The organism is Pseudomonas sp. B10, from assembly GCF_900156235.1.
GTDB classification, from domain to species: Bacteria; Pseudomonadota; Gammaproteobacteria; order Pseudomonadales; family Pseudomonadaceae; genus Aquipseudomonas; species Aquipseudomonas siliginis.
The window spans coordinates 4,028,004-4,050,960 of the sequence record NZ_LT707063.1 but is presented as its reverse complement, the minus strand read 5'-3'; the positions used below and the strand labels follow the sequence as shown (position 1 = coordinate 4,050,960).

The 22,957-nt window shown below is 59.4% G+C and carries 16 protein-coding genes; 8 read left to right on the top strand and 8 right to left on the bottom strand.

Annotation, left to right across the window (positions count from 1 at the left end; all coding sequences use genetic code 11):
- From waaF to BXA01_RS27425, 3 genes are all read right to left on the bottom strand, one after another.
- Entirely contained in the window at nucleotides 1-1,035 is a 1,035-nt protein-coding gene (waaF, locus tag BXA01_RS18360) for a lipopolysaccharide heptosyltransferase II (protein WP_024011319.1), read from the bottom strand.
- A gap of 232 nt (nucleotides 1,036-1,267) precedes the next feature.
- Nucleotides 1,268-4,207 carry a bifunctional [glutamate--ammonia ligase]-adenylyl-L-tyrosine phosphorylase/[glutamate--ammonia-ligase] adenylyltransferase gene (gene glnE, locus BXA01_RS18355; protein WP_076565302.1) on the bottom strand — a complete coding sequence of 980 codons (2,940 nt, stop codon included), beginning with the start codon at nucleotides 4,205-4,207 and terminating at the stop codon, nucleotides 1,268-1,270.
- Nucleotides 4,204-4,329: a hypothetical protein gene (locus tag BXA01_RS27425; RefSeq protein ID WP_256584330.1), complete on the bottom strand. Its 126-nt coding sequence runs from the start codon at nucleotides 4,327-4,329 to the stop codon at nucleotides 4,204-4,206. The genes glnE and BXA01_RS27425 overlap by 4 nt, the downstream gene beginning before the upstream one ends.
- 262 nt (nucleotides 4,330-4,591) lie before the next feature.
- Between BXA01_RS27425 and aceE the strand changes: the two genes are divergently transcribed.
- From aceE to msrA, 5 genes are all read left to right on the top strand, one after another.
- On the top strand, nucleotides 4,592-7,237 hold the full coding sequence (aceE, locus tag BXA01_RS18350; RefSeq protein ID WP_041477616.1) for a pyruvate dehydrogenase (acetyl-transferring), homodimeric type: 2,646 nt from the start codon (nucleotides 4,592-4,594) through the stop codon (nucleotides 7,235-7,237).
- Between the two features lie 11 nt (nucleotides 7,238-7,248).
- Nucleotides 7,249-9,207 (top strand): dihydrolipoyllysine-residue acetyltransferase, encoded by a 1,959-nt coding sequence (aceF, locus tag BXA01_RS18345; RefSeq protein WP_076565300.1) that lies wholly within the window; start codon nucleotides 7,249-7,251, stop codon nucleotides 9,205-9,207.
- Nucleotides 9,208-9,484: 277 nt separating this feature from the next.
- Nucleotides 9,485-10,882 (top strand): alkaline phosphatase D family protein, encoded by a 1,398-nt coding sequence (locus BXA01_RS18340; RefSeq protein WP_076565299.1) that lies wholly within the window; start codon nucleotides 9,485-9,487, stop codon nucleotides 10,880-10,882.
- A 254-nt stretch (nucleotides 10,883-11,136) separates the two neighbouring features.
- On the top strand, nucleotides 11,137-13,833 hold the full coding sequence (locus BXA01_RS18335) for a putative bifunctional diguanylate cyclase/phosphodiesterase (RefSeq protein ID WP_076565297.1): 2,697 nt from the start codon (nucleotides 11,137-11,139) through the stop codon (nucleotides 13,831-13,833).
- Nucleotides 13,834-14,028: 195 nt separating this feature from the next.
- On the top strand, nucleotides 14,029-14,694 hold the full coding sequence (gene msrA, locus BXA01_RS18330; RefSeq protein ID WP_076565295.1) for a peptide-methionine (S)-S-oxide reductase MsrA: 666 nt from the start codon (nucleotides 14,029-14,031) through the stop codon (nucleotides 14,692-14,694).
- A gap of 124 nt (nucleotides 14,695-14,818) precedes the next feature.
- Here the strand turns inward: msrA and BXA01_RS18325 are convergent, their stop codons facing one another.
- Nucleotides 14,819-15,658, bottom strand: a complete 840-nt coding sequence (locus BXA01_RS18325; RefSeq protein WP_016772007.1) for a 23S rRNA (adenine(2030)-N(6))-methyltransferase RlmJ — start codon at nucleotides 15,656-15,658, stop codon at nucleotides 14,819-14,821.
- A gap of 273 nt (nucleotides 15,659-15,931) precedes the next feature.
- Here BXA01_RS18325 and BXA01_RS18320 point away from each other — a divergent pair, with 273 nt between their 5' ends.
- From BXA01_RS18320 to BXA01_RS18310, 3 genes are all read left to right on the top strand, one after another.
- Nucleotides 15,932-16,381 (top strand): PAAR domain-containing protein, encoded by a 450-nt coding sequence (locus tag BXA01_RS18320; protein ID WP_231990988.1) that lies wholly within the window; start codon nucleotides 15,932-15,934, stop codon nucleotides 16,379-16,381.
- A gap of 134 nt (nucleotides 16,382-16,515) precedes the next feature.
- On the top strand, nucleotides 16,516-17,088 hold the full coding sequence (locus tag BXA01_RS18315; protein ID WP_076565294.1) for a type VI secretion system amidase effector protein Tae4: 573 nt from the start codon (nucleotides 16,516-16,518) through the stop codon (nucleotides 17,086-17,088).
- Nucleotides 17,085-17,501, top strand: coding sequence for a T6SS amidase immunity protein Tai4 family protein (locus tag BXA01_RS18310; protein WP_076565292.1), 417 nt, complete (start codon nucleotides 17,085-17,087; stop codon nucleotides 17,499-17,501). Before BXA01_RS18315 ends, BXA01_RS18310 begins: the two co-directional genes overlap by 4 nt.
- Before the next feature lie 65 nt (nucleotides 17,502-17,566).
- Here the strand turns inward: BXA01_RS18310 and BXA01_RS18305 are convergent, their stop codons facing one another.
- The 4 genes from BXA01_RS18305 to putP all read right to left on the bottom strand — a co-directional run bounded on the left by BXA01_RS18305 (nucleotide 17,567) and on the right by putP (nucleotide 22,766).
- Nucleotides 17,567-17,884, bottom strand: coding sequence for a hypothetical protein (locus BXA01_RS18305; RefSeq protein ID WP_076565291.1), 318 nt, complete (start codon nucleotides 17,882-17,884; stop codon nucleotides 17,567-17,569).
- 331 nt (nucleotides 17,885-18,215) lie between these two features.
- Nucleotides 18,216-18,929, bottom strand: a complete 714-nt coding sequence (locus tag BXA01_RS18300) for a DUF4123 domain-containing protein (protein ID WP_076565289.1) — start codon at nucleotides 18,927-18,929, stop codon at nucleotides 18,216-18,218.
- On the bottom strand, nucleotides 18,919-20,934 hold the full coding sequence (gene tssI, locus BXA01_RS18295) for a type VI secretion system Vgr family protein (RefSeq protein ID WP_076565287.1): 2,016 nt from the start codon (nucleotides 20,932-20,934) through the stop codon (nucleotides 18,919-18,921). Before tssI ends, BXA01_RS18300 begins: the two co-directional genes overlap by 11 nt.
- Before the next feature lie 347 nt (nucleotides 20,935-21,281).
- Nucleotides 21,282-22,766 (bottom strand): sodium/proline symporter PutP, encoded by a 1,485-nt coding sequence (putP, locus tag BXA01_RS18290; RefSeq protein ID WP_076565286.1) that lies wholly within the window; start codon nucleotides 22,764-22,766, stop codon nucleotides 21,282-21,284.
- Nucleotides 22,767-22,957 lie beyond the last annotated feature (191 nt).

Below are 22,957 nucleotides of genomic sequence, written 5' to 3'. Positions count from 1 at the left end.
TTAATGAACCTCGACCACGGAGCCCTGCAACTTCTGCAAGGCATCGTTGACCGCGTCCGGCATCAGCTGGCGCAGGCAGTTGTAATGGCCGAACCGGCAAGTGCGATCGAAGCACGGGCTGCATTCGATGCCCAGGCGCACGATCTCGACCTGCTCGGCCAGCGGCGGGGTGAAGCCCGGCGAGGTCGAGCCGTACACCGCGACCAGCGGACGATTCAATGCCGCAGCGACGTGCATCAGGCCGGAATCGTTGGACACAACCGAATCGGCGCAGGACAGCAGGTCAATGGCCTCGGCCAGCGAGGTGCCGCCGCTGAGGTTGACCGATTCTTCGCGCAGGCCCGGGATCAACCGGGCGCGGATGTCTTCGCCGACCGCGTGATCGTTTTTCGAGCCGAACAGCCAGACCTGCCAGCCTTCGCGGATGCGCGCTTCGGCGACCTTGGCGTAGTGCTCGGACGGCCAGCGCTTGGATTCGCCGAACTCGGCGCCGGGGCACAAAGCCAGGACCGGGCGATCGAGAGTCAAGCCGAATTTGGCCAGTGCCGCTTCGCGGGTCACCGGGTCAATTTGCAGAGTCGGGCGCGGGTACGGCTTCGGCAGCTCGGCGTTCGCTTCATAGGCCAGCGCCATGAAACGCTCGATCATCAGCGGGTAGCGTTCTTTGTCGAGGGTACGCACGTCGTTGAGCAGGCCATAGCGGAATTCACCGCGCCAACCGGTGCGTTTCGGGATGCCGGCAAAAAACGGCACCAGTGCCGATTTCAGCGAGTTGGGCAGCAGGATCGCCTGATCGTACTGACCGCGCAGGGACTTGCCGATGCGTCGGCGCGTCGCCAGTTCCAGCGCGCCGTGGCCGAGCGGGAAGCTCAAGGCCTTGCGCACTTCGGGCATCCGCTCAAGGATCGGCCGGCTCCATTCGGGCGCCAGTACGTCGATTGCGCATTGCGGGTGGCGCTGCTTGAGACACTGAAACAGTGTCTGCGCCATCACCATGTCACCGACCCAACTGGGCCCAACGATCAGAATATTCATGTGGTTTCCAAAAACGAACCGGGGAGGCATTTACGCCTCCCCGCCTCGATAATTCTACAAACACTGTAGATCTACTGTGGGAGCGGGCTTGCCCGCGATGGGGTCTTCACATTCAACATTATTGTCGTCTGATACTCCGCTATCGCTGGCAAGCCAGCTCCCACAGGGTTTTGCATCTGTTTCAACATCTGCATTTCAGCGCAGATTACTGTGGGTGCTGCATAAACCGCTTTCAGCTTAGCCCCATCTCTTTCCAAATCCGCAAAACCTGCCGGCGTTCGTCGGCAAACTGGTCGCCTGGTATCACCCCGGCGTCCTTCTGCAAGGCCTGCCGGTGGGCGGCGGAGCGGTAGGCCTTGTAGGCCTCGCGCAACAGACTGGCATCTTCGGCGGGCATCAGCCGTTCGTGTTCCAGCTCTTCCAGAATGCGGATGTTATCGGTCCAGCGCAGCAGCGGCGGATGGCTGTGCGACCACGCCAGGGCCGCGTATTGCACCATAAATTCAATATCGACGATACCTCCGGCGTCCTGCTTGAGGTCAAACGGCACGCCCGCATCGAAAGCGTTCGCCGCCGTGCCGGCTGCGGTGCTGCGGGTACCAAGGTTGTCGCGCATCTTCGCGCGCATCTCGCTGACTTCCTGTTGCAGCTTGGCCAGATCCCTAGGTTTGCCCAATACCTTGGCGCGGACTTTTTCGAAGGCCTGGCCAACATCCTGACTGCCCACCAGCACCCGCGCGCGCACCAAGGCCTGATGCTCCCACGTCCAGGCTTCATTTTCCTGATAGCGCGCGAACGCGCCGAGGGAACTCACCAGCAGCCCGGAAGCGCCGGACGGCCGCAGGCGCATGTCCACTTCATACAGCTGGCCGGAGTTGGTCTGCGCTGTGAGCAGGTGGATGATCCGCTGCCCCAGGCGCGTGAAGAACTGCGCGCCGTCGATGGATTTCGGCCCGTCGGTTTCCGCCTGCGGATCGCCGTCATGGATGAACACCAGATCCAGATCGGAACCATGCCCCAATTCGATACCGCCGACTTTGCCATAACCGACAATGATGAAGCCGGGATCGCACAGCGTGCCGTCGGTGCGCAGCGGCGTGCCGTACTTGGCCACGGTCTGCCGCCAGGCCAGGGCCAGCACCTGTTCGAGAATCGCTTCGGCCAGCCAGGTCAGGTAATCGCTGACTTTCATCAACGGCAGGCTGCCGGCGATTTCCGAGGCGGCGACGCGCAAGCGGTGCGCCAGTTTGAAATGGCGCAGGGCTTCCATTTGCTGCTCGAGGTCGTCTTCGGGAATTCGCGTCAGGCGTTCGCGCAACTCGGCCGCCAGTTCCGGCGCCAGCGGCGGCTTGAACAGCCGACCTTCGTTGAGCAATTCGTCGAGCAGCAGCGGGAAGCGCGTGATCTGCTCGGCAATCCACGGGCTCGCCGCACACAAGGTCAGCAGGCGGCGCAGCGCGCCGGGGTTTTCCGTGAGCAAAACCAGATACGCCGAACGCCGCGCCACCGCTTCCACCAGTGGCAGCACGCGCTCGAGCACCAGATCGGGATTGTCGTGCTCCACCGCTTGCGCAAGCAGTCGCGGAATAAAAGCATCGAGACGCTCGCGCCCCAGCCGCTGCATCGCGCGCAATTGCGGACTGCCACGCAAACCGGCCAGCGCTTTCAGGGCTTTGCCGGCATCGACGAAACCGCCTTCCTGCAACTGCCGGCACGCGGCCTCCTCGTCCTGTTCTTCCTCCCACAGCGGCAGCCATTCACCACCGACCACCACCTCGCTTTCGCCGCCCTCTTCTTCGTCGGGATCAGCGATCACCTGGGCGAAATGCCAGGCCACGCGCCCGCGCCAGTACATCAGCTGTTCGTGGAACGCCGACCAATCGGCGAAACCCAGCATGAAGGCGATCCGCGCCTGATCCTGAGCGCTGTCCGGCAGCATCTGCGTCTGACGGTCGGCAATCGCTTGAATGGCATGTTCGGTGTAACGCAGAAACTCGTAACCCTCGCGCAATTCGCTGACCACCGCCGGCGGCAGATAGCCCTGCCCTTCCAGCGTGCTCAGCACCTTTAATAGAGGACGCTGTTGCAGGCTCAGGTCGCGGCCACCGTGGATCAGTTGAAAGGCCTGAGCGATGAACTCGACTTCACGAATGCCGCCGGAGCCGAGCTTGATGTTGTCGGCCATGCCCTTGCGCCGCACTTCCTGCTGGATCAACTGCTTCATGGTGCGCAGCGCTTCGATCGCCGAGAAGTCCAGATAGCGCCGATAAACGAACGGCCGCAGCATGTCGAGCAACTGCGCGCCGGCAACCTGATCGCCAGCCACCACCCGCGCCTTGATCATCGCGTAGCGTTCCCAGTCGCGGCCCTGATCCTGGTAATACTGTTCCAGCGCGTTGAAGCTGAGCACCAGCGCACCAGACGATCCGTATGGACGCAGGCGCATGTCGACGCGGAAGACGAAGCCGTCGACGGTCATCGGATCGAGCGCCTTGATCAGACGCTGGCCGAGGCGGATGAAGAATTCCTGATTATCCAGCGAGCGTTTCACGCCGACGGTTTCGCCGCCTTCGGGGTAGGCGAAGATCAGGTCGATGTCGGAAGACAGATTCAGCTCGACCGCGCCGAGCTTGCCCATGCCGAGAATGACCATCTGCTGCGGCTCACCGCTGCGCCGGCCGGTGGGTGTGCCGAACTGCTCGCAATGGCGGCTGTATAGCCATTGATAAGCCTGATCGATGGTGGCGTCGGCCATATCCGAGAGATCACGACAGGTCTGCACCAGATCGGCCTGGCGGGTCAGGTCGCGCCAGATGATTCGCACCTGATGGCGTGCGCGCTGGCGACGCAAGGCGCGGCCGAGTTCTTCTTCGCTCTGCGCGCTGTTCACGGCGGCGGCGATCTGTGCGCACAGCTCGCCGGGCGCAAACGCTCGATCAAGTTCGCCGGACGCCACCAGCGACAACAACATCAAAGGGTCACGAATGCTCTGTTCAATGACAAATTCGCTGGCGGCGGTGACGCGGGCGAATTGCGCCCAGCGCTCCGGCGTCCAGTTCGACAGGCCGTGATCGTCTTCAAGGGCGGCGACGGACGTACGGAACGACTGCTCGGATCGGCTGACCAACGGCAGGAGAATGGCGGGCAGTTCGGCAAGCACGGGCAGGGTCATGGTCTATCCTTGATCGGCGTAATAAGGGCCGCTTGTAGTGAATGATGAAAACCCGCTACGTGAAGGACTGTCGAACAAAAGTTAGAAATAGCTGAAATTTCTTCTTCTTTGGCATCCAGCATCAAACTTTCACCTTATTCGGATGGAAATCGACCCGCCTTAACGATTATTCTCACAACGCAGTCGGAGGCCACAAGCCTTTCATCTGTAGTTTTACTACTCGTCTATACATTCGAAAGGCTGAAATGCCGGAAGATTTGTAGTAAAACTACACGCCGCCGGAACAACCTGTCGGCAATCCAAGAATTTTAAATCGTCTGCCCACAAGGCCAGTCGCAAACTCAGGCAACCGATTCTGGAAGCCTTTCCGCCCTGGAGCAAGCCATGCAAGACCTCGATCCCGTCGAAACCCAGGAATGGCTGGACGCCCTGGAATCGGTTCTCGACAAAGAAGGCGAAGACCGTGCTCACTATCTGATGACCCGTATGGGCGAACTCGCGACCCGCAGCGGCTCGCAGCTCCCTTACGCGATCACCACGCCTTACCGCAACACGATCCCCGTTACCCACGAAGCACGCATGCCTGGCGACCTGTTCATGGAACGCCGCATTCGCTCGCTGGTACGCTGGAACGCGATGGCCATGGTAATGCGCACGAACCTGCGAGATTCGGACCTGGGTGGTCACATCTCCAGCTTCGCTTCCAGTGCGACCCTGTATGACATCGGCTTCAACTATTTCTTCCAGGCCCCGACCGACGAACACGGCGGCGACCTGATCTACTTCCAGGGCCACACCTCGCCAGGCGTTTACGCCCGTGCATTCATGGAAGGCCGCATCACCGAAGACCAGATGAACAACTTCCGTCAGGAAGTCGATGGTCAAGGCCTGTCGTCCTATCCGCACCCTTGGCTGATGCCTGACTTCTGGCAGTTCCCGACCGTATCGATGGGTCTGGGTCCAATCCAGGCGATCTACCAGGCGCGCTTCATGAAGTACCTGGAGCACCGCGGTTTCATCCAGCCGGGCAAACAGAAAGTCTGGTGCTTCCTGGGCGACGGCGAGTGCGACGAGCCGGAATCCCTGGGCGCGATCTCCCTGGCCGGCCGCGAGAAGCTGGACAACCTGATCTTCGTCATCAACTGCAACCTGCAGCGCCTCGACGGCCCGGTTCGCGGCAACGGCAAGATCATCCAGGAACTCGAAGGCGTGTTCCGTGGTGCGCAGTGGAATGTGACCAAAGTCATCTGGGGCCGTTTCTGGGACCCGCTGCTGGCCAAAGACGTCGACGGTATCCTGCAACGCCGCATGGACGAAGTCATCGACGGCGAGTACCAGAACTACAAAGCCAAAGACGGCGCGTTCGTTCGCGAGCATTTCTTCAACACGCCTGAACTCAAGGCAATGGTTGCCGATCTGTCCGACGACGAGATCTGGAAACTCAACCGTGGCGGCCACGACCCGTACAAGGTCTACGCGGCGTACCACGAAGCGGTCAACCACAAGGAACAACCGACCGTCATCCTCGCCAAGACCATCAAGGGTTATGGCACCGGTGCCGGCGAAGCGAAAAACACTGCGCACAACACCAAGAAAGTCGACGTCGACAGCCTGAAGCTGTTCCGCGACCGCTTCGACATCCCTGTCAAGGACGAAGAGCTGGAGAACCTGCCGTTCTTCAAGCCAGAGCCAAACAGCGCCGAAGCGCGTTATCTGGCCGAGCGCCGTGCCGCACTGGGCGGTTTCGTGCCACAGCGCCGCGCGCAGAGCTTCAGCGTACCGACTCCGGATCTGGATACCCTCAAAGCCATCCTCGATGGCTCGGGGGACCGTGAAATTTCCACCACCATGGCTTTCGTGCGGATCCTCGCGCAACTGGTCAAGGACAAGGAAATCGGCCCGCGCATCGTCCCGATCATCCCGGACGAAGCCCGTACCTTCGGTATGGAAGGCATGTTCCGTCAGCTGGGTATCTACTCCTCCGTCGGCCAGCTCTACGAGCCAGTCGATAAAGACCAGGTGATGTTCTACAAGGAAGACCAGAAAGGTCAGATCCTTGAGGAAGGCATCAACGAAGCAGGCGCCATGAGCTCGTTCATCGCTGCCGGTACTTCGTACTCCAGCCACAACCAGCCGATGCTGCCGTTCTACATCTTCTACTCGATGTTCGGTTTCCAGCGTATCGGCGATCTGGCCTGGGCCGCTGGCGACAGCCGTACCCGTGGCTTCCTGATCGGCGGCACCGCCGGCCGCACCACCCTGAACGGTGAAGGTCTGCAACACGAAGACGGTCACAGCCACCTGCTGGCCGCGACCATCCCGAACTGCCGCACCTACGATCCGACCTACGGCTACGAGCTGGCGGTGATCATTCAGGACGGCATGAAGAAGATGACCGAAGAGCAACAGGACATCTTCTACTACATCACAGTGATGAACGAGTCGTACCAGCAGCCAGCCATGCCGGCCGGTGCCGAAGAAGGCATCAAGAAAGGCATGTACCTGCTTGAGGAAGACACCCGCGATGCGGCGCACCACGTTCAGCTGATGGGCTCCGGCACCATCCTGCGCGAAGTGCGTGAAGCGGCGAAGATCCTGCGTGAAGAGTTCAACATCGGCGCTGACGTGTGGAGCGTTACCAGCTTCAACGAACTGCGTCGCGACGGCCTCGCCGTAGAGCGCAGCAACCGTCTCAAGCCTGGCCAGAAGCCTAAGCTGAGCTACGTCGAAGAGTGCCTGAACGGCCGTAAAGGTCCGGTCATTGCATCTACCGACTACATGAAGCTGTTCGCCGAGCAGATCCGTCAGTGGGTACCGTCCAAGGAATTCAAAGTCCTGGGCACCGACGGTTTCGGCCGCAGCGACAGCCGCAAGAAACTGCGTCATTTCTTCGAAGTCGACCGTCATTTCGTGGTGTTGGCAGCCCTGGAAGCACTGGCTGACCGTGGTGATATCGAACCTAAAGTCGTGGCCGAGGCCATCGTCAAGTTCGGCATCGACCCGGAAAAACGCAACCCACTGGACTGCTGAGGAGACATTTTGTGAGCGAACTCATTCGCGTACCTGACATCGGCAGCGGTGAAGGTGAAGTAATTGAACTGTTTGTGAAGGTCGGCGACCGCATCGAAGCCGACCAGAGCATCCTGACCCTGGAATCGGACAAGGCCAGCATGGAAGTGCCGGCCCCGAAAGCCGGCGTCATCAAGAGCCTGAAAGTGAAGCTGGGCGACCGTCTGAAAGAAGGCGACGAACTGCTCGAGCTGGAAGTCGAGGGCGCCGCTGAAGCGGCCCCTGCACCTGCCGCCGCACCTGCTGCGAAAGCCGAAGAGAAACCGGCTGCGGCACCTGCTGCTGCCGCGCCTGCCGCTGCTCCTGCTGCCGCTTCGGTACAGCAAGTGCACGTGCCGGACATCGGTTCGTCGGGCAAGGCACAGATCATCGAGATTCAGGTCAAGGTCGGCGATAGCGTCGAAGCTGATCAATCGCTGATCACCCTGGAATCCGACAAGGCGAGCATGGAAATCCCGTCGCCTGCCGCTGGCGTGGTCAAGGCCATCAGCGTCAAGCTCAACGACGAAGTCGGCACTGGCGACCTGATTCTGGATCTGGAAGTGGCGGGTGCTGCGGCCCCTGCTGCGGCCGCTCCGGCTCAGGCTGCTGCGCCTGCCGCTGCCGCTGCGCCTGCTCCGGCAGCCGCGCCAGCAGCACCGGTTGCCGACAGCGTTCAGGACATCCACGTTCCGGACATCGGCTCGGCCGGCAAAGCCAAGATCATCGAAGTGTTGGTCAAGGCGGGCGATACCGTTGAAGCCGACCAGTCGCTGATCACCCTGGAATCCGACAAGGCGAGCATGGAAATTCCATCGCCTGCCGCTGGCGTGGTCGAAAGCGTTTCGATCAAGCTGGATGACGAAGTCGGTACCGGCGACCTGATCCTCAAGCTCAAAGTCAAAGGCGCGGCACCTGCTGCTGCCCCGGCTCCGGCTGCTGCACCAAGCGCTCCGGCACCTGCCGCTGCTGCTCCGGCTGCCGCTGCACCTGCTGCTGGCGCTCCTGCCGCCGCACCGGCCAAGCCGGGCGCCAAAGTTCACGCCGGCCCTGCCGTGCGTCAACTGGCTCGTGAGTTCGGCGTCGAGCTGAGCGCCGTTGGCGCCAGCGGTCCGCACGGGCGCATCCTCAAGGAAGACGTGCAGGTTTACGTCAAGGCGATGATGCAGAAGGCCAAGGAAGCCCCGGCCGCTGCTGGCGGCGCTACCGGTGGCGCGGGCATCCCGCCGATCCCGGTGGTCGATTTCAGCCGTTTCGGCGAAATCGAAGAAGTGCCGATGACCCGCCTGATGCAGGTCGGCGCTGCCAACCTGCACCGCAGCTGGCTGAACGTGCCACACGTGACGCAATTCGACTCGGCGGACATCACCGAGCTGGAAGCCTTCCGTGTTGCGCAGAAAGCCGTAGCCGAGAAGGCTGGCGTCAAGCTGACCATCCTGCCGCTGCTGCTCAAGACCTGCGCGCACTTGCTCAAGGAGCTGCCGGACTTCAACAGTTCGCTGGCGCCAAGCGGCAAGGCGATCATCCGCAAGAAATACGTGAACATCGGCTTCGCCGTCGACACTCCGGATGGCCTGCTGGTGCCGGTGATCAAGAACGTCGACCAGAAGAGCCTGCTGCAACTCGCTGCCGAAGCGGCTTCGCTGGCTGAGAAAGCCCGCACCAAGAAGCTGTCGTCGGACGAGATGCAAGGCGCCTGCTTCACCATTTCCAGCCTCGGCCATATTGGCGGCACCGGCTTCACGCCGATCGTCAACGCGCCGGAAGTGGCGATCCTCGGTGTTTCCAAGGCAACCATCCAGCCAGTCTGGGACGGCAAAGCCTTCCAGCCGAAGCTGATGCTGCCACTGTCGCTGTCCTACGATCACCGCGTGATCAACGGCGCTGCAGCGGCACGCTTCACTCAGCGTCTGGGCAGTCTGTTGGGCGACATCCGCACCATCCTGCTGTAACCCAAACGGCCCTCCGGAGACGGAGGGCCGCTTGCTGCACCCTTTCGAGCGCCACACGCTCGTACCTCAACCCCGTCAATTGACGGGGCTTTTTTTTGCCTGAAATAAACCGAATCGCGCCTCTTTCCTACAACCTGCGCTGACATCGGCCACAGGTCTGGTCCACTTAACGCCAATATTTTCCGCCGCTGGCCAACTAACCTCTGCTCAGGAAAGTTGCTTCAACGCGCTCCGCTTATTTAATTCTTGTTTATTAAAATCTCGAACGGAATCGATCATGTTCAAACCGACTATCGGCCCCATCGTGGGCCACACCACAACTAACGAAGTGCGCATTTTCATGCGCGGCGAACAACAGGACAAAAAACGTGTATTTGCCGGAGTTCGCGCTCGCCAGGCCGGCACGGAAAAATGGTCGAACAGCGTATTTGCACTTTTGCACCCAGCCAACGACATGTCGGGCGTACTGGTATTACAGGATCTGGACGCCGATTGTGAATACGAATATCAAGCCGGCTGGTTAAGCCCGATGAATCCGGTACACACCATCGACACAGTGGTGGAGTTTCCACTGCAATGGCCGCGACAGCTCTACCGCTTTCGTACCCGCACCGCGCAAGCCAGCCAGCCCCGGGGCTTTATCGTCGGATCTTGCCGTTATCTGCGGATCACCGCGGGCATTGCTTCGTTGCCGCAACTGGGCGATCGCATCTTTGGCTCGATCAATCAACTTGTCGAGAACAGTCATCTACCCGTCAGCGCGGTGATCATGACCGGAGATCAAGTGTATGTAGATGATTTGAATGTCATTGCTCCGGATCGCGAAGCCAAAGACATCCTGAAGAAATATCGAACGGCATTTTCGCAACCGAATATTCAGCGACTGATGTCCAATACATCGACTTACATGATGCTCGACGATCATGAAATAGAAGATAACTGGCCTGCCAATGCCACCGCAGCGGACGAGGACTTATATCGCAACGCCATGGCCGCTTATGAACTTTATCAAGCCAGCCACAGCCCGGTTTATGCATGTAATGAGAAGGGTCAGATAGACCGGGATACGTTGAAGCATTACTGGTATCAGTTTGGCGACAGCGATATCGCCTGGTTTGTCACCGACAGCCGCACCCGACGCAACTTGTCTGAGGATGACCGGCGCATTCTCGACATCGAGCAGGAACAGGCCCTGCTGCAATGGCTGATTCATAGCCCGGCACGGGTGAAATTCGTGGTGACCAGCGTGATGTTCTATCCCGATCGCAAGTTCAACGGTGACGATGCCTGGAAAGCTTTTCCCGAGCAGCGTCTGCGCCTGCTGGAAACCATCCGCACTCACCGGATCAAGAACGTGGTGTTCGTCTCCGGCGACGTCCATGGCTCGCTGACCAGTCGCTTGAGTCACAGCGAGGACACCGATTTCGAAGTGCACACCATCGTGTCCTCGCCACTGCACAACAGCAAATTGCTGCCGTATGCCAAGGCCTCGACGTTCATCCTCGATCAACCGCTGGTGCGCACAGCGGCCGGGGATTATCGGCACGAGCTGACCAGTGCCGTGGTGAGTCAGGACAATTTTGCGCATGTGGTGGTCGAGGCTGATCAGATATTGGTCAATTACCATGACCGCGATGGCAAGAAGTTGCAGTCGATCAGTATGAAATTGCGTTGAAACACCAAAAGATCGCAGCCTTCGGCAGCTCCTATATGGCTACGTGGCGCCTGCAAGAGTTGTTCAAGGCTGCGATCTTCTGCTCATTTCAGTTGTGCACTGGAGAAATGTTCACTGCAGCCGACATATTCTTATAGCACTTGGCCTTCATCTCTCTTGTCAGTCGGTGCCGCAATGATGCAACCTTGCCGCAGCCAACAGACAAGAGGGCGAGAGCCCGGCGCATTCAGCATATTTCCAAGCGAGTTTCCTTCATGAAGAGCCAGCCCGATGCCGCCAGCCGTATGGCGGCCGAGGTAGTGACGCAGTTGCCTGTGCCCTCGCGGCTCGGCATGCTGCGTTTCGAGCGCTTGAATGAAGCCAGTTGGGCAATGCTGTTCCTCGATCCCAACTGCGAACGCCAGTTCGGCCAGCCGGCCGTCGAGCTCTGCGCGCTGGTCGGCTCGCCTTACGCCAGCCTGATGGAGCCCGAGGCGCGCTATCAACTGCACGATGCGATCCAGCAGCAACTGAGCAAAAGCGCACATTACGTGGTGCGCTACACCCTGCACACCGCCGCCGGCGCGTTGAACATCCTCGAGCTGGGCGAAGCCTACAAACAGCACAACCGGCACTTGCTGCGCGGCTACCTGCTGGCAGTCGACGAGGTGTTCGACGAAACCCAGGCGCTGCCTTCGGTCGACCTGGAAACCCAGAACTCGCGCCTGCAAATCGCCCTTGAGCTGAACCAGCGTGCCCAGCAGGAACAACTGCAGCATCTGGAGCGCGTGCGTGCCCAGCAGGATCTGATTCTGCTGCTCGCACGCCAGCGCTACAGCACGCACAACTCGCTGCAGGAAGCCGCCGAACTGATCACCCGCTGCGCCTGCGATATCTACGAGATCGACTGCGCTAGCCTGTGGAACCTCGAAGGCCAGCGCTTGCTGCCGATCTCCGCTTACCATCGCGCGACCCAGGAATACATCCTGCCGGAGCCGATCGATATCAGCGGCTTCCCTGACTACATGGAAGCCCTGCACAGCAGCCGCGCCATCGATGCCCACAACGCCATGCACGATCCGCGTACCCGCGAGATGGCCGAGGCGATGCGTCCGCGTGATGTCAACGCCATGCTCGATGCCAGCATTCGCGTCGACGGCCAGGTTGTCGGCGTGTTGTGCCTGGAACAGACCGGCGTCACCCGCGCCTGGCAGTCCGACGAAATCGCCTTTGCCGGCGAACTGGCCGACCAGTTTGCGCAAGTGATCAACAATCACAACCGGCGTACCGCCACTAGCGCCCTGCACCTGTTTCAGCGCGCGGTCGAGCAAAGCGCCAACGCCTTCTTGCTGGTCAACTGCGACGGCGTGGTCGAGTACGTCAACCCGAGCTTCACTGCGATCACCCAGTACACCACCGAGGAAGTCCACGGCCAGCGCCTGTCGGAATTGCCGGCGCTGGAAAACCTCAGCGAACTGCTGTTCGACGCGCCTTCGGCGCTGGCCCAGAGCAACAGCTGGCAGGGCGAATTCAAAAGCCGCCGGAAAAACCTCGAACCGTACTGGGGCCAGCTGTCGATCTCCAAGGTCTACGGCGATAACCGTGAGCTCACGCATTACATCGGCATCTACGAAGACATCACCCAGACTAAACTCGCGCAGCAACGTATCGAGCGCCTGGCCTATACCGACAACCTGACCAACCTTGGAAACCGTCCGGCATTCATCCGCAATCTCGATGAGCGCTTCGCCCGCGACAGCGACACGCCGATCAGCCTGTTGCTGGTGGACATCGACAACTTCAAGCGGATCAACGACAGCCTCGGTCACCAGACCGGCGACAAACTGTTGATCAGCCTCGCCCGGCGCCTGCGCAACAGCCTCAGCCCGAGTGGCAGCCTGGCGCGTTTTGCCAGTAACGAGTTCGCCGTGTTGCTCGACGACACCGACCTTGAGGCCGGGCAGCAGATCGCCAGTCAGTTGCTGATGACCCTCGACAAGCCGATGTTCGTCGACAATCAGTTGATCAGCGTCACCGGCTCCGTCGGCCTGGCCTGCGCGCCGCTGCACGGCCGCGACCCGCAGACCCTGATGCGCAACGCCGGCCTGGCGCTGCACAAGGCCAAGGCCAACGGCAAACACCAGTTGCAGGTGTTCACTGAAGCGCTGAACGCTGAAGCCAGTTACAAACTGTTCGTCGAGAACAACCTGCGCCGCGCCCTCACGCAGAACGAGCTGGACGTGTTCTACCAGCCCAAGCTGTGCCTGCGCAGCGGTCGCCTGCTGGGCATGGAAGCGCTGTTGCGCTGGAACCACCCGGAGCGCGGCATGATCCGCCCGGACCAGTTCATCAGCGTCGCCGAGGAAACCGGCCTGATCATTCCGATCGGCAAGTGGATTGCTCGTCAGGCCTGCCGCATGAGCAAATCCCTGACCGCTGCCGGCCTAGGCAATCTGCAGGTGGCAATCAATCTGTCACCGAAACAGTTCTCCGATCCGGATCTGGTCGCCTCGATCGCCAACATCCTCAGGGAAGAAGCGCTGCCGGCCAGTCTGCTCGAACTGGAGCTGACCGAAGGCTTGTTGCTGGAAGCCACCGAAGACACGCATTTGCAGCTCGACCAGCTCAAACGCTTGGGCCTGACCCTGGCCATGGATGACTTCGGCACCGGGTACTCGTCGCTGAGCTATCTGAAGAAATTTCCGATCGACATCATCAAGATTGATCGCAGCTTCATCCATGAAATCCCGGACAACCAGGACGACATGGAAATCACCTCCGCGGTGATCGCCATGGCCCACAACCTGAAACTCAAGGTCGTCGCCGAAGGCATCGAAACCGCCGAGCAACTGGCGTTCCTGCGCCGGCATCGTTGCGACGTCGGCCAGGGTTACCTGTTCGACCGACCGATTCCGGGTGATGAGCTGATCAATGCGCTCAAGCGCTATCCGCGCGGCCCGCTCTGCCTCTAACCTCGGCTTCTATGAAGATCCCTTGTGGGAGCGAGCCTGCTCGCGAAGGCGATAAAACCGTCGACATCTTCGTCGCCTGACACCCCGCTTTCGCGAGCAGGCTCGCTCCCACAGTTTTGATAGTGCGAATTCCGGCATCATTCGGCACACTGGAGGTCTGACTTTTTACCTCCAACCTGACTGAGAGGAACGCTCATGGTTCTGCGCTCGGAAATTCTGGTGAACAAAAACGTGCTTCCAACCAAAGAACAAGCCCTGCCCGGCCGCGAAACCGCGATGACCCTGCCGGAAAAACACTTCGTCTTCGAAGACACCCCGCTGCTCGGTCCATTCTTTCAGGACGTCGACTTTGCGATTTTCGGTCTGGGTTGCTTCTGGGGCGCGGAACGACGCTTCTGGCAGCGCGAAGGCGTGGTCAGCACCGTGGTTGGTTACGCCGGCGGCTTCACGCCGAATCCGACGTACGAAGAAGTCTGCTCGGGCCTGACCGGCCACGCCGAAGTGGTCTTGGTGGTGTATGACAAGGCCCAAGTCAGTTACGAAGAACTGCTGGCGATGTTCTGGGAACTGCACAACCCGACTCAGGGCATGCGTCAGGGCAACGACATCGGCACTCAGTACCGCTCAGTGATCTACGCCACCACCCCGGAGCAACTGGATGCGGCACTGAAAAGCAAAGACGTGTATCAGGCGGAACTGGCCAAGGCCGGTTTGGGTGAAATCAGCACCGAGATCGACCAGGCCCCGACCGTGTACTTTGCCGAGGCTTATCACCAGCAGTATCTGGCGAAAAACCCGGAAGGCTACTGCGGGATTGGCGGCACCGGTGTGTGCATGCCTGCGAGCCTGGCGGGCAACTAACCCCGCCTGATCGTTCCCACGCTCTGCGTGGGAATGCAGCCTGGGACGCTCCGCGTCCTGACAGCGGACGCAGAGCGTCCATTGAGGCATTCCCACGCGGAGCGTGGGAACGATCGCTCGGCGATCAGCTCTCGGCAATCAACCAATCCATCTGCCAGCCACCCTGGGTCTGCCCCAGCTTCTTCGACAACCACGGCAGCAACTCACGCAATTCTTCTTCCAGCCCCCACGGCGGATTGGCGATCGCCAGCCCGGAACCGTTCAGGCTGTTCGGCGTGTCCAGCGGATGCACCAGCAGCTCCACACGCAGCAACTTCGGTGCACCCGTGCCTGCCAGGTCCTGATAGAAACGCCGCAGTGCACGCTGATCCTTCACCGGATACCAGATCGCAGCCACAGTCTGGCGCATGCGGCCGATGGCTTCTTTCATCGACGCCGCGCAACGCTGCATCTCGTCCAGTTGCTCGAACGGCGGATCGATCAGCATCACCGCGCGCTTCTCCTGCACCGGCAACATCGCCCGCGCCACGTGCCAGCCCTCGCCCAAATGGACCTTCACCCGACGATCGCCAGCCATATTGTCCTTGAGCAGCACGCCATCTTCCGGGTGCTTCTCATTGAGCATCACCCGATCCTGCGGCCGCGTCAGGCGCCGCGCCAGCTCGGGCGAACCCGGGTAATAGCGCAACTGGCCATCCGGGTTCATCTCGTGCAGCACCTTCATGTAATCAGCGGTCAGCGCCGGCAGGTCCGGTTGATCCCACAACCGCGCGATGCCTTCCAGGTACTCCCCGGTACGGTTGGCCTGATCGCCCTGCAAGTCATACAGACCAATGCCGGCGTGCGTGTCGAGATAGGCAAACGGCTGCTCCTTGCGCGACATCAGGGCGATGAGGCGGGTCAAGGTCAGGTGTTTGAACACATCGGCGTGATTGCCGGCATGGAAGGCGTGACGATAATTCATGGCTGCTCCTGCGAGGGCCGCAAAGTTTACCTTTTACCGGGCGGCAAGTCAGGGGTTCGCAGCCGAGCGGCTTTCCTGCGAGCGGATCGTTCCCACACTCTGCGCGGGAATGCCTCTCGGGACGCTGCGCGTTCCAGACTTGGCGCAACAAGCGGCTCCACCGCAACGCTATGCACAACATAAAGAAACATCTTGTCGTGGGATAGGCGTCGTCTCACGCATGAAGAGAATGCGAACATCCAGAGCACTCAACCAGTAAAGAGGGAAATTTACATGGGACGAAAGGTGATCGGAATCGGTGCCCCTACATCAACTGGCGGCGCGGTCCTCGAAGGAAACACTGGAATAAACATTGATTACGCGGCAAGCACTTCCTCTATCGGTCATATGGCTAGCTGTCCTGTATGTCCTCCAGGAAGAGGGCCCATCGTCGCTGTCGGCCCGCGAACAATCATTCTGCCTGCTGGCCCCGTTGCGCTTGAAGGAGATTATGTAGCGTGTGGCTGTCCCCCAAAATCCAACACAGTGCTCTCTACACAATCTTCCGTATACGGCGGTGGCGAACATAGTGCGGCGATCTTCTCCCCCATACCCCCCTTGGCTTCGCAACCGAAGAGCATCCAGCGCATCACGTTCTCTTATGGAGAACACCATACGCCAGTCGATACAGTATCGCGCTTCTATACCGATCTGAATATTCACGTAAAAACTTCCGGATATTAGCTTGGGGAAACCGTCACTGTGACTATCAGCGGCGCCACAGAAAAAACACTGTCGGGCACCGTAGGCGCGAAAGGCATTGCAACCATTCCAAACGCTTTAAATGCCGAGGTCTTTCAAATGGAGGGAGAAGTCTAATGGCTCAGCTTAATATCAGCGCGGGCGGCGTCACCTCCAACATAGTCGTGAAAAGGCCAAGATTCAGCACCATATGGACTGCTTATGCAGAGGTTGGGCTCAAAAGCTCGATTGACGTGTATGCGCTTGTGGGAGGTAATGTCGAAGCTGCCAGAGCAGAAAAACCCGACGCTTACGCGAACGCTTGCGCTTTAAGAATAAGCAGAGGGTTTAACTACGGCGGATATAAAATTCCGAAAGGAACGATTATCCCAAGCAAATCTATCTATCGCTTGGCCGGTGCGGATCAACTTCCCTACATCATGAAAGTCGCAGATTTCCTGGTCTTCCTGAAACACAATTGGGGCGCCCCGGATCATGAATTGAAAATGGGCGAGGCAAACTTCATCAATGGCAAAAAGGGTGTAATCATCATGGAGATTACCGGCTGGAGCGATGCCACAGGCCATGCGACTTTATGGAACGGTAGCGAAACAGGTGATAACAGTGACTACCATCGCTCAGACAGCCACACTTACGACAAACCAGAGGTAAAACTGGAAAAAATCAACTTTTGGGAGTTAAAGGGATGAAATTCCGGCTGTTCGTCGCAATCAGTATCCTCGGCACATCTGCAACTGCGCTCTCAAGCGAAGCAGAGGTAAACGCAGCGAGAACTTCGCTGAAAAATTACGGACTCGCCAATTGCATTTCCAATCAATTCAAGAGCGATTCAGACATCAAGTCGGATCTCGGACTCGCGATCGGTGCTTACTCCGCGATGGGTAAAGGTCAGCACGCGATTTCGCAAAATGAGGATACGCTCGAGGTCATTCATGATCCCTACGCTGAAACCGAAAAATATGTGACAGAGGCGTATACGAAGGCATCCTCAACGAGCAAACAGTCAGGGAGAAATATAGTGTTTTATTCTTGTCTCGAAATTTACAACTCTCCAGCATTCGATGCGTTTATCAAATCGCAGGATCAGTACCTACAGAATTGAGCTTTTAAGAGTTTACTGATCCTTCCAAAGAGCGAGGCTGGAAGGATCTATGTCCAACGCTGTCGCTAAGGCATCGCGCTCAAGCGCTTGCCGATAACGTCCAGCACATCACAGCCATCGCGCAGTGGAATGGCGCATAGCAATGCAAAGTCGCTGAGGATGAAAGAGTCGCATTCGATCGAGCCGCGCATGCACATGTTTTCCAGGACCTGGACCACGGCGCGGATGCGGTGGTTGGCAGCGTCCATGAGGATATCGAGAGGCACATGGGTGTCGACGAACAGGCTGGGCATGTCGCTGCAATTGCCGGTGAGGGCCATGAAGCGGTTGTCGGGGTGAGGCGTGATTTTTTCGTAGGGTGGATCAGTATGCATATTGGTCATTTTCCGGGTCCCATGATTGATAAACGTGAGCCGCCATCACACCTTCCTACGGGTTAGGGTGGCAGCTGTGCGCAGGAGTAGGAACCGAGCAATCATGGACCTCGGCCACGCCGAAGCGTGCCCCACGCACAGCCGCCGCGAACGATCTTACGGACTTGAACCAAGTGCCGCAAAAAGCCAACGAACTGTAACGTCATGAATGCGGGGATCCTTCACCCTGCCACCGCTCTCGCGGCGACAACGAAAAGACTATCCCTGCAACTCACCACGCACCAGTTCATGAAAACCGCCGTGATTCGAAGGAAACGTCCGAAGCGTTTGCCCCGAAATTTCACTCTGCCTCTGCCAGCAAAAACTCCAGAAGCGCCGATCGTGACGAATCTTCCGACATCGATAATTTGAAAAACTGCCCGACCTTGCAGCGCAGGACCGCCTCGGGAAACGCCTCGAACACCGCCGGTTGCTCCTCGCTCAGCCATTGCAAAGCATTGGCGATGCGTACGCTTGCATCAGTCTGCGCCAACAACGATTGCGGCACGCTCCACCACGGAAAGACTCGCCCCGAAACCAGGGCGCGCCCCCCGATTTCAATGGCTTGGCCATTGATCAAGGCTCGTGAAACGACTGGCAGCCATTGCGCGGGAATGACCTCGTCAGACTGCAAAAGAGGCAGCAGAAACCGACCATCCCAAAAGCGGAAAAACACCGCTTTACCGTCCGGCATCAGCACTTGAGTCAGGCTGCAGAAATGTTCGAGCAGCACTTCCAGATCCGCCGAAGACACCGCCAACCATCCCCAATCCCGGGATTCTGTTTCCGCCACCCAACGTAAAAACTCACTGTCTGCAGCGACAATTCCCACATAGGGCATCACCGCGTCCCACTCGGCATAAATGGTCTCGGCCCAGACCGGTTTCGCCGTGCCCTGCCAGGCTTTGAAGGCATCGGCGTCGCTGGCACGGCTGAAAATGGCGAACAGTTGTTCCGACGCATGCAGCGGCTGCCGCGCCAGCCATTGTTCGGGCGTCAACTGTTCAGGCTGCACAGACACCGTCCTTGCACCGCTCACACTCTTCGCAGAAAGGCGCATCACCTTTGAGACTCATGATCTGTGCAGCGGTGAGAATCGCCGCCGGCGCAGCGGCCAGTTTCTCCGGCAATCCCGGCACCACCGGCGCAGCGCTGGTCGCCGCCATCGGCGCGCCGCCCACAACAATTGGCACGCTGCTGAAAATTCCGCCGGGACCAATGTTGATCCACTGTCCCCCGGCCTGAATCGTCGCGCTCGCGCCGCCATCAATGACCACTTGCTGGCCTGCGCTGATATGGATCTGCGCCGAGGCGCTGGTGGCCTGGCTGTTCACCCGAACCTGCTGATCGCCGAGCACGGACAAATGATCATCCTGCCTGACTTCGGTCTGGCGCTGGCCGTGGGTGATGCGTTGCTCGTCGGCCTTCAGTTCATGGCGGGCAGTCCCTGTGACCACCACACTGCGCTGATTATCGACCTGCAACTGCTGGTCGTTGAGCACATGCTGTGTCCAGTTGCGCTGGGCACGCAGGTAGATTTCCTCGGCACCTTTTTTGTCCTCGATGCGCAGTTCGTTATAACCGCCACCGCCTGGGCTGCTCTGGCTGCGGAAGATACTACGGGTCTTGTCTGCCGGCAGATCCAGCGGCACCGGGGTCGCCGCATTCGGCAGACAACCCATGACCAGCGGCTTGTCGGCATCGCCATCAATGAAGCCGACGAGCACTTCCATACCGACGCGCGGAATCAACACGCTGCCGTAGTGATCGTGAGCCCAACCGGTCGCGACGCGCAGCCAGCAACTGGAGTGCTCGTTGAGTTCGCCATCACGATCCCAGGCCAGTTGCACTTTGACCCGGCCGTATTCATCGCAATGGATTTCCAGGTCTTTCGGGCCGGTGACCACGGCAGGTTGGTAGCCCGACATGCGCGGTTTTTCCGGGCACAGCGCGGGACGAAAGACCACGTCCCACGGCGTGGCCACGAAAGTATTGCGGTAGCCCTGGAAGGATTCGCCATCGCTGGTCACCGACTCTTCCAGCACTTGCGGCTGGCGGCCGCGATGCTCGACACAGGTGAGCAACCACAGATCATTCCAGTCGCTGCGCGGATGCTCGGTGAGTTGCAGGAAATGGCCGCAGACCAATGAAGACTCGTCGCTGCTGCCCTCGGCCTGACGGTAATCGGCAACGTGCCGTTCCAGCGCGCGGCGCGTCAGGTGTCTGCCGGTTTCGCGATCGTTGAATTGGCCGGGGAAGTGGTAGTCCTCCAGCACCGGACGCTGCTCGCCGTCACTGCGACTTTCCAGCGACAGGCGTGGTTTTTCGAAGTTGTAGTCGCGCCGGGTGACGACGCTGGTGCGGGTTTCCACGCGCACATTGAAACGCTGAATCGCCGGCGCGCCCGCCGACATGCCGCTGCCCGGCAGATACAGCGTCGACTCGGACAGCTTGGGGAATACGGTCTGGTCGTCGCCGAACACCAGCAAATGGCCTTCGGGGCTGTGTTGAAAGTGGTAATGAATGCCGACTTCGGCACACAGGCGCTGGATGAAGGCCAGATCGCTTTCGGCGTATTGCACGCAGTATTCGCGCTCCGGGTATTCGCTGCCCAGGCGAAATTCAAAGGCATCGCGCAGGATCGAATGGTCCTTGAGGATCTGCGTGACTATCTGCGGCACGCTCTGATGCTGAAAAATCCGCTGGTTGATGCGATGCCCCAGATACGTCAGACGCGGGACAAGGCTGAGGTGATAGCGTGTCAGACGTTTCCCGGAATCGCCCTGCCCGACCTGATAGATCTGACCATGAATACCGCAACCCTGAGCATCGAAACTCAGAAACGCCTGACCATGCAGCAGGCTTTCCAGATCCAGATCCGGCCGCTCGCTGACCAGTTCCAGCTCGAAGCGAAAGGGTTGGCTGATGGCTTCCCTGCCCGTGAACTCAAGGACTTTGAGGTCATGCCGGGCGCCTTCGAGGGTCAACGTGAAACGCGGTTGATTGGCAGGCGCGAACATCCGATGTCTCTCTGCAGTGTGAGGGCGGGCGATTCTGCATGAGGGGCAAGGGGTGCTGAGCAGGTGACGGCAAATTCAGATTTGCCCTACGTGGTTTGCTGAAAGGACCTTTAGAAATTAGCACTTTGACTACAGACATTCCTTCAAGCCGGTCAGTGTCCCTGTGGGAGCTGGCTTGCCAGCGATGAGGTCGGCACATTCAACTTATCGCTGACTGACACACCGTCATCGCTGGCAAGCCAGCTCCCACAGGGTTCTCCAGTGTTGTTGAAGAATCACAGGAACAAAAAAACGGCCCGCTTCCTCTAGAAAGCGGGCCGTTTTCATGTGAGCCGAAGCTCAGTCCATCACTTGTTCAGATGGAAGTCTTTTTCCGCTGCCTCGAAACGCTCAACCATGCCGCGAGTCGGTTCACCCGCCTTGCTGACAAAGTAGATGGCCAGGCTGGCGAAGATGAAGCCAGGAATGATTTCGTACAGACCCAACAGTTCGAAGTGCTTCCAGACCACCACGGTGATCGCGCCGACCAGAATGCCGGCCAGTGCGCCGTTGCGGGTCATGTCTTTCCAGACCACCGAAATCAGCACCACCGGACCGAACGCAGCACCGAAACCGGCCCAGGCGTAGGATACCAGACCCAGTACGCGGTTTTCCGGGTTGGCAGCCATCGCGATAGCAATCAAGGCTACCAGCAGCACCATGGCACGACCGACCCAGACCAGCTCAAGCTGGGAGGCGGACTTGCGCAGGAAGGTCTTGTAGAAGTCTTCGGTCAGGGCGCTCGAGCACACCAGCAACTGGCAGCTCAGGGTGCTCATTACCGCAGCCAGAATGGCCGACAGCAGCACACCGGCAACCCATGGGTTGAAGAGGATTTTCGCCAGTTCAATGAACACGCGCTCCGGGTTCTCGGTGACCGGACCGGCTACTTCAGGGTGCGCCGAGAAGTAAGCGATACCGAAGAAGCCCACCGCTACGGTGCCGCCCAGGCAGAGGATCATCCAGGCCATGGAAATGCGACGCGCCTTGGCGATCGACTTCACCGAATCCGCCGCCATGAAACGCGCGAGGATGTGCGGCTGGCCGAAGTAGCCCAGACCCCAACCCATCAGCGAGATGATGCCGATGAAGGTGGTGCCTTTGAGCATGTCGAAGTTGCTCGGATCTTGCGCTTCGATGGCCAGGAACGTGGTGTCGACGCCGCCAGTGGCCAGCAGGACGATGATCGGCGTGAGGATCAGCGCGAAGATCATCAGGGTCGCTTGCACAGTGTCGGTCCAGCTCACCGCGAGGAAACCGCCGATGAAGGTGTAGGCAATCGTTGCCGCCGCACCGGCCCACAGCGCCGTTTCGTAGGTCATGCCGAACGTGCTTTCGAACAGGCGGGCACCGGCGACGATGCCGGAAGCGCAGTAGATGGTGAAGAACACCAGAATCACCACCGCCGAGATAATCCGCAGCAAGCCGCTTTTATCTTCGAAACGGCTGGAGAAGTAGTCCGGCAGAGTCAGGGCATCGCCGTTGTGCTCGGTCTGCACACGCAGACGGCCGGCGACAAACAGCCAGTTCAGGTAGGCACCGACGATCAGGCCGATGGCGATCCAGCTTTCGGACAGACCGGACATGTAGATGGCGCCCGGCAGGCCCATTAGCAACCAGCCGCTCATGTCGGAGGCACCGGCAGACAGCGCGGTGACGACGCTGCCGAGGCTGCGACCACCGAGAATATAGTCGGAAAGGTTGTTGGTGGAGCGATAGGCCATCAAGCCGATCAGCACCATTGCTGCGATGTAGATCACGAACGTGATCAGGGTTGGATTGCTTACGCTCATTGAGTTACGCCCTGGCTTTGTTTTTATGTAGCGGCGGTGGTGAACCGCTCGCAAACGACGACGTTTGGCAGACGATCCGGGATCCCGCGCATTTAAGACTGATGTTTCCCCAGGAAAGCCATCAGCCGATGCACCGGGTTATTCCCGGTTGCACCTTGGCGGCGAATGCTATGCAACAAAGCAAATAAGGT

Excerpts from the sequence above, each read along its gene's own strand:
- waaF (WP_024011319.1), bottom strand. The coding sequence starts at position 1,035 with ATGAATATTCTGATCGTTGGGCCCAGTTGGGTCGGTGACATGGTGATG.
- glnE (WP_076565302.1), bottom strand. The coding sequence starts at position 4,207 with ATGACCCTGCCCGTGCTTGCCGAACTGCCCGCCATTCTCCTGCCGTTG.
- BXA01_RS27425 (WP_256584330.1), bottom strand. The coding sequence starts at position 4,329 with ATGCTGGATGCCAAAGAAGAAGAAATTTCAGCTATTTCTAACTTTTGT.
- aceE (WP_041477616.1), top strand. The coding sequence starts at position 4,592 with ATGCAAGACCTCGATCCCGTCGAAACCCAGGAATGGCTGGACGCCCTG.
- BXA01_RS18340 (WP_076565299.1), top strand. The coding sequence starts at position 9,485 with ATGTTCAAACCGACTATCGGCCCCATCGTGGGCCACACCACAACTAAC.
- BXA01_RS18335 (WP_076565297.1), top strand. The coding sequence starts at position 11,137 with ATGAAGAGCCAGCCCGATGCCGCCAGCCGTATGGCGGCCGAGGTAGTG.
- msrA (WP_076565295.1), top strand. The coding sequence starts at position 14,029 with ATGGTTCTGCGCTCGGAAATTCTGGTGAACAAAAACGTGCTTCCAACC.
- BXA01_RS18325 (WP_016772007.1), bottom strand. The coding sequence starts at position 15,658 with ATGAATTATCGTCACGCCTTCCATGCCGGCAATCACGCCGATGTGTTC.
- BXA01_RS18320 (WP_231990988.1), top strand. The coding sequence starts at position 15,932 with ATGGGACGAAAGGTGATCGGAATCGGTGCCCCTACATCAACTGGCGGC.
- BXA01_RS18315 (WP_076565294.1), top strand. The coding sequence starts at position 16,516 with ATGGCTCAGCTTAATATCAGCGCGGGCGGCGTCACCTCCAACATAGTC.
- BXA01_RS18310 (WP_076565292.1), top strand. The coding sequence starts at position 17,085 with ATGAAATTCCGGCTGTTCGTCGCAATCAGTATCCTCGGCACATCTGCA.
- BXA01_RS18305 (WP_076565291.1), bottom strand. The coding sequence starts at position 17,884 with ATGACCAATATGCATACTGATCCACCCTACGAAAAAATCACGCCTCAC.
- tssI (WP_076565287.1), bottom strand. The coding sequence starts at position 20,934 with ATGTTCGCGCCTGCCAATCAACCGCGTTTCACGTTGACCCTCGAAGGC.
- putP (WP_076565286.1), bottom strand. The coding sequence starts at position 22,766 with ATGAGCGTAAGCAATCCAACCCTGATCACGTTCGTGATCTACATCGCA.